Origin of the sequence: Vibrio sp. S12_S33 (assembly GCF_963889785.1) — a bacterium.
Taxonomy (GTDB): Bacteria; Pseudomonadota; Gammaproteobacteria; order Enterobacterales; family Vibrionaceae; genus Vibrio; species Vibrio aestuarianus.
Genome location: NZ_CAWPQZ010000013.1, coordinates 38,721 through 53,064, shown reverse-complemented (window position 1 = coordinate 53,064; position 14,344 = coordinate 38,721). Strand labels below are relative to the sequence as shown.

The 14,344-nt window shown below is 43.0% G+C and carries 11 protein-coding genes; 9 read left to right on the top strand and 2 right to left on the bottom strand.

Annotated features, from left to right (window positions below):
• Window positions 1-12 precede the first annotated feature (12 nt).
• The 7 genes from AACW06_RS08395 (at window position 13) to AACW06_RS08365 (ending at window position 8,680) form a co-directional block, all read left to right on the top strand.
• The gene (locus tag AACW06_RS08395; protein WP_192074724.1) at window positions 13-1,251 is read left to right on the top strand and encodes an NAD(P)/FAD-dependent oxidoreductase; all 1,239 of its coding nucleotides are present in this window, start codon (window positions 13-15) and stop codon (window positions 1,249-1,251) included.
• A gap of 728 nt (window positions 1,252-1,979) precedes the next feature.
• Window positions 1,980-3,611 (top strand): ABC transporter substrate-binding protein, encoded by a 1,632-nt coding sequence (locus AACW06_RS08390; protein ID WP_053309271.1) that lies wholly within the window; start codon window positions 1,980-1,982, stop codon window positions 3,609-3,611.
• A 119-nt stretch (window positions 3,612-3,730) separates the two neighbouring features.
• Window positions 3,731-4,651 (top strand): oligopeptide ABC transporter permease OppB, encoded by a 921-nt coding sequence (gene oppB, locus AACW06_RS08385; RefSeq protein ID WP_192074723.1) that lies wholly within the window; start codon window positions 3,731-3,733, stop codon window positions 4,649-4,651.
• Window positions 4,652-4,666: 15 nt separating this feature from the next.
• On the top strand, window positions 4,667-5,569 hold the full coding sequence (gene oppC / locus AACW06_RS08380; RefSeq protein ID WP_053309273.1) for an oligopeptide ABC transporter permease OppC: 903 nt from the start codon (window positions 4,667-4,669) through the stop codon (window positions 5,567-5,569).
• Window positions 5,570-5,592: 23 nt separating this feature from the next.
• Complete coding sequence (locus AACW06_RS08375; protein WP_172533094.1) at window positions 5,593-6,564, top strand: ABC transporter ATP-binding protein; 972 nt, start codon at window positions 5,593-5,595, stop codon at window positions 6,562-6,564.
• Complete coding sequence (gene oppF / locus AACW06_RS08370; RefSeq protein WP_053309275.1) at window positions 6,561-7,553, top strand: murein tripeptide/oligopeptide ABC transporter ATP binding protein OppF; 993 nt, start codon at window positions 6,561-6,563, stop codon at window positions 7,551-7,553. Before AACW06_RS08375 ends, oppF begins: the two co-directional genes overlap by 4 nt.
• 176 nt (window positions 7,554-7,729) lie before the next feature.
• Window positions 7,730-8,680, top strand: a complete 951-nt coding sequence (locus AACW06_RS08365) for a glutathione S-transferase family protein (protein WP_192074722.1) — start codon at window positions 7,730-7,732, stop codon at window positions 8,678-8,680.
• A gap of 104 nt (window positions 8,681-8,784) precedes the next feature.
• On the opposite strand, the gene pta is transcribed toward AACW06_RS08365, so the two are convergent.
• Both pta and AACW06_RS08355 read right to left on the bottom strand, forming a co-directional pair.
• The gene (gene pta / locus AACW06_RS08360) at window positions 8,785-10,929 is read right to left on the bottom strand and encodes a phosphate acetyltransferase (RefSeq protein ID WP_192074721.1); all 2,145 of its coding nucleotides are present in this window, start codon (window positions 10,927-10,929) and stop codon (window positions 8,785-8,787) included.
• Between the two features lie 144 nt (window positions 10,930-11,073).
• Entirely contained in the window at window positions 11,074-12,270 is a 1,197-nt protein-coding gene (locus AACW06_RS08355) for an acetate kinase (protein ID WP_192074720.1), read from the bottom strand.
• A gap of 349 nt (window positions 12,271-12,619) precedes the next feature.
• Between AACW06_RS08355 and yfbV the strand changes: the two genes are divergently transcribed.
• Both yfbV and AACW06_RS08345 read left to right on the top strand, forming a co-directional pair.
• Window positions 12,620-13,072: a terminus macrodomain insulation protein YfbV gene (gene yfbV / locus AACW06_RS08350; RefSeq protein WP_053309279.1), complete on the top strand. Its 453-nt coding sequence runs from the start codon at window positions 12,620-12,622 to the stop codon at window positions 13,070-13,072.
• A 248-nt stretch (window positions 13,073-13,320) separates the two neighbouring features.
• Window positions 13,321-14,286, top strand: coding sequence for an ABC transporter substrate-binding protein (locus AACW06_RS08345; RefSeq protein WP_192074719.1), 966 nt, complete (start codon window positions 13,321-13,323; stop codon window positions 14,284-14,286).
• The last annotated feature ends 58 nt before the right edge of the window (window positions 14,287-14,344 follow it).

The window sequence follows — 14,344 nt, the reverse complement described above, 5'->3', positions numbered from 1 at the left end:
ATGAGTCCTATTATGAATAAAGAGAATACACCAGTCGTCATTATTGGTGCGGGTCCTTCAGGTTCGACGGCAGCTGCGTTGCTCCATGCTCAGCAGATTGACGTTATTGTTCTAGAAAAAGCTCAGTTTCCTCGTTTTTCTATTGGCGAAAGCTTACTTCCGGCTTGTATGGAAGTGATTGAAGAAGCAGGGATGCTGCAATCGGTTGTCAACGCTGGCTTTCAATATAAAGATGGTGCTGCTTTTCGCAAAAATGGCGTCTATACCCAATTTGACTTCACCGATAAATTTTCATCGGGCCCAGGAACGACCTTCCAAGTGCAGCGAAGTCACTTTGATAAAGTCCTTGCCGATTCTGCGGTTGAGCAGGGAGTTGAAATTCGCTATCAGCATGAATTACTTGATATCCAGTTCCAAGACGGTCAATCACTGTTGCTTGTTAAGGATTCAGAGGGTGTTGAATATCAGATTGAAGCAGAATATGTACTTGATGCGAGTGGATTTGGTCGTGTGTTGCCAAAGCTACTTGAATTGGAAGAACCTTCTTGTTTACCACCGCGTAAGGCTATTTTTACTCATATTGTTGATAATATCGATTCACCTCAAGAGCAATATGATAGGAATAAAATATTAATTTCGGTTCACCCGGTTCACCCAGATGTGTGGTATTGGCTTATCCCATTTTCAAATGGTGTCTGCTCATTAGGTGTTGTCGGAGAGCCTGACTTTTTCGCTCAGTATCCGAGTGAAAAAATTGATACCATTCAGCAATTAGTGAGTGAAGTTCCAGAGCTTGCTGCAATTCTAAATAACGCACAATTCCCTAATCCTGCAGGAGAGTTGGGCGGGTATTCGGCGAACGTAAAGCAATTAGCGACTCGTCATTATGCTTTGTTAGGTAATGCTGGTGAATTTTTAGACCCCGTATTCTCTTCTGGTGTCACCATCGCGATGAAGTCCGCGCAATTGGCTACATCGTGTGTCGTTAATCAGTTAAAAGGTCAACGGGTTGACTGGCATCAAGATTATTCACAACCATTAATGGTCGGCGTTGATGTGTTTAGAACCTATGTGGAAGGGTGGTATAACGGCACATTGCAAGATGTGATCTTTTATGAAAATCCGAACTCACGCATTAAACAAATGATTTGTTCAATCCTTGCGGGATATGCTTGGGATGTGAGTAACCCTTATGTATCAGAGCATCAACGCCGTTTAATCAACCTTGCTGAATTTATCCACTCTTCTTAGTCGCGTCTTTCATCTCTGAGTGTCATTCTCGCTATTTTATAAAGTAGTGAGAATGGCGTTATTCAATCCTCATTGTCGTTTTAATGCGACAACCGGGCCGTTTACAGTTAGCTCTATACCCTTCCTACTTGAAGTTGCAGCGGTGTTGGCTACATTCGCTCACCCCAATCACATAGTTTATCTATGCTCATGGGGATGAACTCACTTGCCGCCTACCTGCAACTTCAAGTTGTTTGGGTATATCATTTATTATTCATTAATTTGTAAATATTACTTTACAGGTTGTCGTGGTGTTATTTTTCTGAAAGGGTAACTTTCTTCACAGAACATGTAATTAGGAAAGTTAATCGTTAGTTAACGCTAGATCTACGATACCGCTAGTGCTAGATTTTTCAGCAAATCTCTAGCATAAGATGTTGTAAAATCGTGTTGTGGTAGATGATTTGGTACCGTGATCACAATCAAAATGTATTATTTGCTTTAATGAACTGACTTTTGGTTATTAGACATTTTTTTCCACTGATTTAAGTGTCTGGTCGGAGGATTATGCGACTTTTTACGACGTTTTTATGGCAAATTATTTCAATGATTGATAATGTGTGCCGCACTCCTTGTAAGGTTTTAGATTTTTCTGCTTAGTTTTTGCGCTAAATAAATCTAAATATCTAGCCGTTCTAGATACCTTGTGAGGAAGTCATGGATGCAAAATAAAAACTTGGAGTTTATGCATGTATAAAAATAAAATCACCCAAGCCCTTCTTCTAGGTGCTGGTTTGGCAGTGGCTGCCACTTCCACTATTACTCTTGCAGCTGACGTTCCAGCTGGTACTCAATTGGCAAAAGTTCAGGAACTCGTTCGTGGTAACGGTACTGAGGTTGCTTCTCTTGATCCACACAAAACTGAAGGTGTGCCAGAGTCAAACGTAATTCGTGACCTGCTGGAAGGTTTGGTCAACCAAGATGCCGACGGCAACACTATCCCAGGTGCCGCGGAAAGTTGGGAAACGACAGACAACAAAACGTTCATTTTCCATCTGCGTAAAAATGCAAAATGGTCAAATGGCGATCCTGTAACGGCTGAAGACTTTGTTTATAGCTTCAAGCGTTCAGTAGATCCAGTGACCGCATCTCCATACTCTTGGTACTTAGAAATGACTACCATGGAAAATGCGGCAGATATTATCGCAGGGAAAAAAGACAAAGAAACTCTAGGTGTGAAAGCATTGGATGCTAACACGCTTGAAATTAAACTAGAGTCAGCACTGCCATATTTCGTAAAAATGATGGGGCACACAACAGTGAAGCCTGTTCATCGTGCGACGGTTGAACAATATGGTGATAAATGGACTAAGCCAGAACATTTTGTTGGTAATGGTGCATACGTTCTTGAAAACTGGGTAGTGAACGAGCGTTTAGAGCTAAAGCGTAACCCTAATTACTGGGATAACGAACACACGGTTATTGATAAGGTTACTTACCTACCAATTGAAAACCAAGTGGCGGAAATGAACCGCTTCCTTTCTGGTGAAATTGACATCACCAACGAACTGCCTATTGAGCACTTCAAACGCTTGAAAAAAGAATACCCAGAGTCTGTTCAAGTTCAAGGTAACTTGTGTTCATACTACTACGGTTTCAACAACCAAAAAGCGCCGTTTGATGACGTTCGTATCCGTAAAGCACTATCGTACGCGATTGACCGTGACATCATCTCTGATGCTATTCTTGGCCAAGGCCAAAAACCTGCTTATTTCTTGACGCCTGAAATTACAGCTGGATTCAACCCTGAAATGCCGGCTTATGGTAAGTTGAACCAAAAAGAGCGCATTGCTGAAGCTAAAAAGCTACTAGCAGAAGCGGGTTACGATAAGTCGAATCCACTCTCTTTTACGCTTCTATACAACACATCTGAAAACCACAAGAAAATTGCTACAGCAATTCAATCTATGTGGAAATCATCACTGGGTGTGCAAGTTGCACTAGAAAACCAAGAGTGGAAAACGTACTTAGATACGCGTCGCCAAGGTAACTTTGATGTGACTCGCGCTGGTTGGTGTGGTGACTACAATGAAGCATCGGCATTCCTTTCTTTAATGCAATCGAACAACAGCTCGAACGATCCTAAGTATCATAGCGCTGAATACGATGCAGTGATGGATAAAGCCATGGCCGCAACGTCAGATGCAGAAACATCGGCATTGTATGTTGAAGCTGAGAAATTGCTAGCGCGCGATATGCCTATAGCACCGATTTATCAATACGTTAAATCTCGTCTAGTCTCTCCACAAGTTGGTGGCTATCCATCAAACAACGCGGAAGATAAGATCTACTCAAAAGATCTTTACATTAAAGCTAAGTAATTCAACTTAAGCTTATAAAAATATAATGACTACAGACACTGCATGTATTTATCAACTGATAAGAATGTACATGCAGCGTCTTTTTAATTTTAATTGTCACAGACTGAAAGAGTGAGTTAATGCTTAAATTCATCGCAAAAAGGATATTTGAAGCGATCCCAACCCTGTTGGTATTGATCACGGTATCTTTCTTTCTCATGCGTTTTGCTCCGGGTAGCCCGTTTTCAAGCGAACGTACATTGCCACCTGAAGTTGTCGCTAACATCAACGCAAAATATGGCTTAGATAAGCCAGTGTCAGAACAGTACCTCACTTACTTGACCAATATATTGCAAGGTGATTTTGGACCTTCTTTTAAATATAAAGATTTTACAGTAAATGAACTGGTTGCTGATGCACTTCCTGTGTCAGCCAAGGTCGGTTTTGCTGCGTTTGTTTTTACCGTCATTATGGGGGTGTCGGTCGGTACGATTGCTGCGTTGAAGCAAAATACCTGGCTTGACTATTCGATCATGGCGACCGCTATGCTCGGGGTGGTTATGCCTTCCTTTGTGCTGGCGCCAGTCCTTATCTACATATTTTCGATTAATCTAGGTTGGTTCCCTGCAGGGGGATGGAAGGATGGCTCCTTTGCCTATATGGCACTGCCCGTCATTGGTATGTCGATGTTATACGTTGCGACTTTTGCACGTATTACTCGTGGCTCGATGATTGAAACACTCAACAGTAACTTTATCCGTACCGCGCGCGCTAAAGGTCTGAGTTACGGCTATATCATCATCAAACACGCCTTAAAGCCAGCCATGTTACCTGTGGTTTCTTATATGGGTCCTGCATTTGTCGGCATCATTACCGGTTCTGTTGTTATCGAAACGATTTTTGGCTTGCCTGGTATCGGTAAGTTATTCGTTAATGCTGCATTTAACCGTGACTATTCATTGGTCATGGGTGTCACTATTCTCATTGGTTTCTTATTTATCATATTCAATGCGATTGTGGATATTTTGCTCGCTTATATCGATCCTAAAATTCGCTACTAACAGGGACGTATAGTTATGTTAACGAAAAAAGAAAATTTAGAAGCGATCGAGAAATTTTCAGCAAGCCTGGAAATTGAGGGTCGCAGTTTATGGCAAGATGCTCGTATCCGTTTTATGCGTAATAAAGCGGCGATGGTGAGTTTGTTCATCTTATTATTAATTACCTTGGCGGTATTCTTCCTGCCAATGTTCTCAGCTTATACCTATGAAGATACAGACTGGTATTCAATGCATGCAGCGCCTTCTATGGAGCACTTATTTGGTACAGATGCGCTCGGACGTGACTTGTATGTGCGTACTTTGGTTGGTGGACGTATTTCGTTACTAGTTGGGGTAATGGGCGCATTGGTTGCGGTACTGATTGGCACTTTATATGGCGCCGCTTCCGGTTTTATTGGTGGCCGTGTTGACCGTATCATGATGCGTATTCTTGAAATTCTGTACGCGATCCCGTTCATGTTCTTGGTGATTGTCTTAGTAACTTTCTTCGGGCGCAATATTGTCCTGATCTTCGTCGCTATTGGTGCCATCGCTTGGCTCGATATGGCGCGTATTGTGCGTGGTCAAACGTTGAGCTTACGTAGTAAAGAGTTCATTGAAGCGGCACATGTCTGTGGTGTGAGTAAATGGAAAATCATTACTCGTCATATAGTGCCAAACGTTTTGGGTATTGTTGCGGTTTATTCAACACTACTGGTTCCAAGTATGATTTTGACTGAATCATTCTTATCTTTCCTTGGTCTTGGTGTGCAAGAGCCAATGACTAGCTGGGGGGCGTTGCTACAAGAAGGCGCAAATACGATGGAGGTTGCAATTTGGCAACTGTCGTTTCCAGCAGCATTCATGGTGGTCACCCTGTTCTGCTTTAACTATGTTGGTGATGGTCTGCGCGATGCGCTGGATCCTAAAGACAGATAATTAAAAGTATTAAGGAAAGCAATATGAGCTTATTAGATGTCAAAGATCTGCGTGTCGAATTTACCACTCAAGATGGTATTGTTACCGCAGTAAACGACTTAAACTTCTCGCTGAATCAAGGTGAAACCTTAGGTATCGTAGGTGAGTCAGGTTCCGGTAAATCGCAAACGGTATTTGCTATTATGGGACTGCTGGCGAAGAACGGTATTATTAGCGGTAGTGCAAAATTTGAAGGAAATGAGATTCTTAATTTGCCAGAAAAAGCACTGAACAAAGTTCGTGCTCAGCAAATTGCGATGATTTTCCAAGACCCAATGACGTCACTGAACCCTTATATGAAGGTGAGTGACCAATTGATGGAAGTACTCATGCTGCATAAAGGTATGGGTAAAGCTGAAGCGTTTGAAGAATCGGTTCGCATGCTAGAAGCAGTGAAGATCCCTGAAGCTCGCAAGCGTATTACTATGTATCCACATGAATTTTCAGGTGGTATGCGCCAACGTGTGATGATTGCGATGGCGTTGTTATGTCGTCCAAAACTGCTGATTGCTGATGAGCCTACAACAGCATTGGATGTAACAGTTCAAGCACAGATCATGGATCTGTTGAACGAACTTAAGAGTGAATTCAATACTGCCATTATTATGATCACTCATGATTTAGGCGTTGTTGCTGGCTCTTGTGACAAAGTGTTGGTGATGTATGCAGGACGTACGATGGAGTACGGTTCTGTTGATGAAATATTCTATAACCCAAGCCACCCTTACGCTGAAGGCCTATTAAAAGCCATTCCTCGTTTGGATACGGAAGGTGAAATCTTACCAACTATTCCAGGTAACCCACCAAACCTACTGCGCTTACCACCAGGTTGCCCTTACCAAGAACGTTGCCACCGTGTAACGGACCGTTGTAAGCGTGAAGCACCCGTGTTGCTGCCATTTGCAGATGGCCGTCAACGTGCTTGTTTTTCTGATTGGGAGGCTTGGACAAAATGAGCGTACAAAAACCATTATTACTCGATGTAAAGAATCTCAAAGTTCACTTTAATATTGCCTCAAAATCGGCTTGGCCTTGGTCTAAACCGTCAAACTTAAAAGCGGTGGATGGTGTTAATGTCCGACTATACGAAGGCGAAACATTAGGCGTAGTTGGTGAGTCAGGCTGTGGTAAATCCACGTTTGCTCGTGCCATTATCGGTTTAGTTGAAGCGACAGAAGGCGAAGTCGTTTGGTTGGGTGATGACCTGACTAAAATGAAAGAAGTTGAACGTCGTCAAACACGTAAGCAAATTCAGATGATTTTCCAAGATCCACTTGCCTCATTAAACCCGCGAATGACGGTTGGTGATATTATCGCTGAACCGCTACAAACGTTTTACCCAGAGCTTTCTAAGCAAGAGGTGAAAGATCGCGTTAAAGAGATGATGGCTAAAGTTGGTCTGTTACCTAATGTGATTAACCGTTATCCGCATGAATTTTCAGGTGGTCAATGCCAGCGTATTGGTATCGCGCGTGCACTTATCCTGAACCCGAAAATGATCATTTGTGATGAACCAGTCTCGGCGCTTGATGTATCGATTCAGGCGCAGGTGGTTAACTTGCTTAAAGAGCTACAAAAAGAGCTCGGCCTGAGTTTAGTTTTCATCGCTCATGATTTATCGGTAGTGAAACATATTTCAGACCGTGTATTGGTGATGTACTTAGGTAATGCAGTTGAACTTGGTACTTCAGAGGCGTTGTTTGCTAACCCATCACACCCTTACACCAAGGCGTTGATGTCGGCGGTACCGATTCCTGATCCAAAACTAGAGCGTTCGAAGAAAATCCAAATGTTGGAAGGCGATTTACCGTCGCCAATTAACCCACCATCTGGTTGTGTATTCAGAACTCGCTGTCCTCAAGCAACGGACCTTTGTGCGCAACAAAAGCCTCAGATTAAAGGCAGTGATGTCCATGCTGTTTCATGCTTGCATGTTGACATGTAAATTCAGCCTGTGACGGGCATAAGCGCGGCTCCTTGTTTGGGTCGCGCTTTTTTTATTCTAGTCGACCAAAGATCTGTTCGAATTTTTTGAATGACAAGCTCAATAGAGTCGGGTTTTACCCTGTACTGTGGTCTCTATAATGGGATGATAAAGCAGCGATATTAAGAGGGTGAGTCATGGGAAAGTTAGTGCAAGGTGTGTGGCATGATGTTTGGTACGATACCAAGGCGAGCAACGGTAAATTTATCCGTGAAGATGCAGGTTTTCGTAGCTGGATAGAAAATAAACCGGATGCGCTATATCAACCAGAATCAGGTCGCTATCATCTCTATGTTTCTCTTGCCTGTCCATGGGCACACCGCACGCTGATTCTTCGTAAGCTAAAAGGATTAACACAACATATCGATGTCACCATTGTATGCCCAGACATGCTTAGTGAGGGCTGGTGTTTTGGCATTCCAGAGCCGTTATATGGCCATACTCGTTTACACCAAATTTATACCCAAGCAAAAGCGGATTATACAGGTAGGGTAACCGTTCCCGTTTTATGGGATAAAAAAACCAACACGATTGTGAGTAATGAATCTTCTGAAATTATTCGTATGTTTAACAGTGCGTTTGATCAACTGACGGGGAATCAACAGGACTATTACCCTGACGCTTTGCGTGCGGCTATCGATGAATGGAATGATTATATTTATCCGAATATCAATAATGGGGTATATCGTTGTGGCTTTGCAACCACACAAGAGGCTTATGAAGAAGCGTATCAATCGCTTTTTGCTGCTCTTGATAAGGTGGATAGCCACCTAGCGACTCATCGTTATTTGGTGGGAGGTCAGATCACAGAAGCGGATTGGCGTTTATTCACTACATTGATACGCTTCGATGCAGTTTATGTTGGTCACTTTAAATGCAATAAAAAGCGCATTGCTGATTACAAGTACCTCAATGGTTACTTAAAAGAGCTGTACCAAGTTTCTGGAGTGAAAGAAAGTACCGATTTTTACCATATTAAACGTCACTATTATTTCAGTCATAGCGGGATAAACCCAACTCAAGTGGTGCCCGCAGGCCCTGAATTGGATTTAGAAAGTCCGCATGGTCGCGAGAGTATCGCGATATAAATATCATGTTATACCACTCACAGTAATTAAGTGATCAACTTGAAAAAAAGCCCTCAAGGTTAACCTTGAAGGCTTTTATCATTGGTTAAACCAAAATCTAAAGATTATTTAGTTTCTTGGCCAGCCTGGATAGCGGTTAGGGCGATAGTGTAAACAATATCGTCCACCAATGCGCCACGAGACAAATCATTGACAGGTTTGCGCATACCTTGCAGCATTGGACCAATAGAAACAAGGTCTGCTGAACGTTGTACTGCTTTGTAGGTTGTATTACCCGTGTTTAGGTCTGGGAATACGAATACCGTTGCTTTACCTGCTACTGGAGAATTTGGTGCTTTAGAAGCTGCCACGTTTTCCATGATTGCGGCGTCGTATTGTAGAGGACCGTCAATGATAAGATCAGGACGTTTCTCTTGAGCAATGCGAGTAGCTTCACGTACTTTATCAACATCTGCGCCTTTACCAGACTCACCAGTTGAGTATGAAATCATCGCAACACGTGGGTCGATACCGAATGCTGCTGCTGAATCTGCAGATTGAATCGCGATTTCAGCCAATTGCTCAGCATTTGGATCTGGGTTGATTGCACAGTCGCCGTAAACCAATACTTGATCAGGCAGTAGCATGAAGAAGATCGAAGATACGATCGATGCATTCGGTGCCGTCTTGATGATTTGGAATGGCGGTACAATGGTATTTGCAGTGGTATGTACTGCACCAGAAACTAGGCCATCAACTTCATTCGCTTCAAGCATCATTGTGCCAAGGAATACTGAATCTTGCAGTTTTTCACGAGCAACGACTTCAGTCATGCCTTTCGCGCCGCGAAGTTCAACTAAGCGTGCTACGTAATTTTCGCGTACTGAATCGGCATCGATAATCTCAACACCAGCGCCTAGCTCAACACCTTGCTGAGCCGCAACACGGCGGATTTCGTCTGGGTTACCAAGAAGTACACAAGTAGCAATACCGCGCTCAGCACAGATAGCTGCAGCTTTCACTGTACGTGGTTCATCACCTTCAGGAAGAACAATGCGCTTGCCTGCACGACGAGCATATTCTGTTAATTGGTAACGGAATGCAGGTGGGCTTAGGCGACGAATGCCTTGCGTACCTTCAGATAAAGAGTTAATCCAAGGGCCATCAATGTGGCTTGCAACGTGATCGTTGATGAACTCAATACGCTCTTTATCATCAGCTGGAACTTCTAGACTAAAGCTTTGTAGGTTTAGTGAAGTTTGCCATGTGTTGCCTTGTGCTTTGAAAATTGGTAAGCCACTTTCAAATGCAGGTTTGCACAGGTCAGCGATTTCTTTTGGAATATCATAGCCACCGGTTAGCAAGACCGCACCGATTTCTACGCCGTTCATAGCCGCTAGAGAGGCAGCAACGATAACATCAGGACGGTCAGCCGAAGTGACTAGCAGAGAGCCTGGTTTGAAGTGCTCAATCATGTGCGGTAGAGAGCGCGCACAGAATGTGATGCTCTTAATACGACGTGTTTTGATTTCACCTTCATTAATGATTTCTGCATTAAGGTGCTTGGCCATATCGATAGCGCGAGTCGCGATTAAGTCGATGCTCCAAGGCACGCAACCTAGTACACGAATTGGGCTAGAGTTGAAGATTTGCATCACTTCAAGGTTAGCTTGCTTGGCGCTGTCTGCATCATCAAAGATTTCTGATAGATCAGGACGAGTACGACCTGCATCATCAACAGGTGCATTGAGCTTGTTAATGATAACACCAGAAATGTTCTTATTCTTTGTTCCGCCAAAGTTTGAGCACGCCACTTCAATGCGTTCTTTCAACTGTGTTGGATTATTCGTACCTGGGGTGGCCACAAACACAATTTCAGCACCCAGAGTTTTCGCAATTTCAGCGTTTACTTGGTTAGCAAATGGGTGTTTACGAGTTGGTACTAGACCTTCAATTAGCGTTACTTCTGAAACTTTATTAATGTGGTTGTAACGTTCAACGACCGTTTCAAGCAACACATCCATCTTCTCGCTACCAATTAAGGCTTCAGCGGCTGACATCATCATTGGTTCAGCAATTTTGATATCGCTGTTACGGCCGATAATGGTAGAGGTAAGATCAGGTTGATCGCCACCAGAACGTGGTTGTGCAATTGGCTTATAAAAAGAAACGCTAACACCTTTACGCTCCATTGCGCGAAGGACACCCATGCTTACGCTAGTAAGACCAACACCAGCGCTAATAGGGATAAGCATAATAGTACGGGACATGAGTAGAGTACCTCAAACTATTGAAATCAATCTAATCGAGATTAGATTATAAAAGGAATAAAGCTCAATATTGCCAGTAGTAGGAATTATTTGTTGAGCCTCGGTAAAAAACTGGCTAACTCGAGGAGTTAGCCAGAAAGTCAGTTAAAGACCGGTTAGACGAGCGGTATCTTCAGCGATGACTAGCTCTTCATTAGTAGAGATAACCATTGCAGGGATGCGGCTGTTCTCGGTTGTGATAACACCTTCGCCGCCGAAACGAGCTTTAAGGTTAGCTTCACCATCCACTTCGATACCGAAGATAGCTAAACGGTTTAGAACCATTTCGCGAATTGGTGCAGAGTTTTCACCGATACCACCAGTGAAGACGATAGCGTCTAGACGACCTTCCATAGAAGCCGTGTAGCCAGCTACGTACTTAGCTAGGCGGTGACAGAATACGTCCATCGCACGTGTAGCTTCTTCTTTAGTACCATAATTATCTTCAACGAAACGGCAATCAGAAGTCACACCAGTAAGACCTAAAAGGCCTGACTCTTTAGTGAACATTGTGTTGATTTCAGCAACACTCATGCCTAGTTTGTCATGTAAATGGAACATTACCGCAGGGTCAAGATCACCACAACGAGTGCCCATTACAAGACCTTCTAGCGGAGTTAGACCCATAGACGTATCAACTGATTGACCATTTTTAATTGCACAAACAGATGCACCGTTACCTAGGTGGCAGTTAATGATGTTTACTTCATTAGTTGGTTTACCTAAACGCTCAGCGGCTTCACGAGCAATGAATAGATGAGAAGTACCGTGTGCGCCATAGCGACGAATACCGTGATCTTTGTATAGATTGTACGGTAACGCGTACAGGTATGCTTCTTCAGGCATTGTTGTGTGGAATGCTGTGTCAAAAACGGCAACATTTTTTAGATTTGGAAATGATTTTTGAGCCGCTTTAATGCCGATGATGTGGGCTGGGTTATGAAGTGGTGCGAAGTTTGCTGCATCTTCAATACCTTGTAGTACTTCATCAGAGATAAGTGCTGAAGCAGTAAATTGTTCACCACCGTGAACAACACGGTGACCAACGGCTGCAATATTGGTTGCAAGTTCAGGCTTAGAAGCAAGAATAGTTTCAACCATGAACGCTAGTGCTTCTTCGTGTGCTGCACCTTCGCCCAATTGAGCTTCATGTTTACCATCAAGTTTCCACTTGATGCGTGCTTCAGGAAGGTGAAGACATTCAGCAAGGCCTGATAGGTGCTCTGCACCTGATTCTGCATCAACAACAGCGAATTTAAGAGAAGAACTACCGCAGTTTAAAACTAAAACTAGCTTAGACATGTGTGACTACCTGTAATAATCGGTTAAGATAAAAATCATTCTCAAGAATAGTCCAACCTTTCCGGAGTGCTACTAATCTTGGTCAATAAAACTTGAATTTCCGTATAATGAGACGTGACTTTTTGAGTAAAATCAGTCGGTGCATTCCTTGCAGAATTCATCTCGGAGTTGCCTAAATGCTAAATAACAGCAACAATGAGATTGAGGGTCTGCAAAGGATAGCGATATTGGGCCAATATAACAAAAAAATTTTGAAAGAATATTAACTTTCATCAAGTTTTTACGCGATTAGTTGAATCATTAAACTATTTTTTAGTTAAATGAGCGGCATCTAGAGTGAGAGAGCGCTATGAATAATAAAGTTGGAATCGTTCACAGCTTGAAAGATGGCCAGAAGTACATGGATACTTGGCCTATCCGTAAAGAGTTGGGATTTATTTTCCCAGAGCAGCGTATTATTAAAGCAACGCGATTCGGCGTTAAAGTTATGCCGGCTATTGCAGCGATCAGCGTGCTGACTCAAATGGTTTTTCATAATGCACAAGCGATGCCACAGGCCATCGTGATTGCACTTTTTGCGATCAGTCTACCGCTACAAGGTATGTGGTGGTTAGGTAATCGTGCCAACACACAACTTCCTCCATCATTGGCGGGGTGGTATCGTGAACTGCACCAAAAAATTGTTGAAAATGGATTTGCCTTAGATCCGATGAAAGCAAAGCCGCGCTACAAAGAGTTAGCCGTGATTCTCAATCGTGCGTTTCGTCATTTAGACAAAGCAGCATTAGAGCGTTGGTTTTAAATAGTGCTAGCCAATTAGTTGTACTTTAAATTAACCGCTGTAGGACTTCCAAGTGGAGTCCTCTTGGATTTCCTCTTTAATACCGTAAGACCATATTCTCACCTCTCTTTTTGTTATTTTACTGTTAAATCTCACTTCCCTTTATTCTAAGTTACTGGTAATAATGTTGTTAGTTGCGCGTTAAGTGCACACTTATAAAAATATAAAACACAACATCCAATACCAAGTGCTTAAATCAAGGAGTTAAGATGAAAGCAGGCAAAGTCATTGTTACCGCCGTTCTCGCTGGAGCCGCATTACTATCTTCAACGAGTATCATGGCAAAAACTGCCAAAGTTGCAGTATCGCAAATTGTTGAACACCCGGCCTTAGACGCCACTCGTCAAGGTCTTCTTGATGGCCTCAAAGCAAAGGGCTATGAAGAGGGCAAAAACTTAGAGTTTGATTTTAAAACTGCTCAAGGTAACCCTGCCATTGCTGTACAGATCGCTCGTCAATTTGTCGGTGAAAATCCAGATGTATTAGTTGGTATTGCAACACCAACAGCGCAAGCGCTAGTGTCTGCGACTAAGAATATTCCTATTGTGTTTACCGCAGTTACTGACCCAGTAGGGGCAAAACTTGTTAAGAAGCTAGAGCAGCCAGGTAAAAATGTGACCGGTCTTTCTGACTTATCACCGGTAGAACAGCATGTTGAATTGATTAAAGAAATTATGCCGAATGTGAAAACGATCGGTGTGGTTTTCAACCCTGGTGAAGCTAATGCCGTTAGTTTGATGGAACTATTAAAATCAAGCACCAAAAAGCATGGTATCGACTTAGTAGAAGCGACGGCGTTAAAAAGCGCGGATGTTCAAACCGCCACTCAAGCTATCGCGGCCAAATCTGACATTATTTATGCCTTGATTGATAACACGGTTGCTAGTGCTATTGAAGGCATGATTGTGTCAGCCAACCAAGCTAAGACGCCAGTATTTGGTGCGGCGACTTCGTATGTTGAACGTGGCGCAATAGCAAGCCTTGGTTTTGATTATTATCAAATCGGTGTTCAAACGGCCGATTATGTTGCCGCTATTTTAGAAGGGCAAGATCCTGGGAAACTGGATGTTAAAGTGGCGAAAGGATCAGACCTTTTTGTCAATAAAACCGCTGCAGACAAACTCGGTTTGGCCATTCCTCAATCTGTTCTAGATCGTGCGACGAGCGTAAAATAAAGAAAATTCAGAGTTGGGGTCAGTACCCCAACTCTGTTTAAGCAGAGAAAGGAGTTGT

Coding starts and splice junctions, on each gene's coding strand:
- AACW06_RS08355 (WP_192074720.1), bottom strand. CDS start 12,270: ATGTCTAAGCTAGTTTTAGTTTTAAACTGCGGTAGTTCTTCTCTTAAA.
- pta (WP_192074721.1), bottom strand. CDS start 10,929: ATGTCCCGTACTATTATGCTTATCCCTATTAGCGCTGGTGTTGGTCTT.
- AACW06_RS08375 (WP_172533094.1), top strand. CDS start 5,593: ATGAGCTTATTAGATGTCAAAGATCTGCGTGTCGAATTTACCACTCAA.
- yfbV (WP_053309279.1), top strand. CDS start 12,620: ATGAATAATAAAGTTGGAATCGTTCACAGCTTGAAAGATGGCCAGAAG.
- AACW06_RS08390 (WP_053309271.1), top strand. CDS start 1,980: ATGTATAAAAATAAAATCACCCAAGCCCTTCTTCTAGGTGCTGGTTTG.
- AACW06_RS08365 (WP_192074722.1), top strand. CDS start 7,730: ATGGGAAAGTTAGTGCAAGGTGTGTGGCATGATGTTTGGTACGATACC.
- AACW06_RS08395 (WP_192074724.1), top strand. CDS start 13: ATGAATAAAGAGAATACACCAGTCGTCATTATTGGTGCGGGTCCTTCA.
- oppB (WP_192074723.1), top strand. CDS start 3,731: ATGCTTAAATTCATCGCAAAAAGGATATTTGAAGCGATCCCAACCCTG.
- AACW06_RS08345 (WP_192074719.1), top strand. CDS start 13,321: ATGAAAGCAGGCAAAGTCATTGTTACCGCCGTTCTCGCTGGAGCCGCA.
- oppF (WP_053309275.1), top strand. CDS start 6,561: ATGAGCGTACAAAAACCATTATTACTCGATGTAAAGAATCTCAAAGTT.
- oppC (WP_053309273.1), top strand. CDS start 4,667: ATGTTAACGAAAAAAGAAAATTTAGAAGCGATCGAGAAATTTTCAGCA.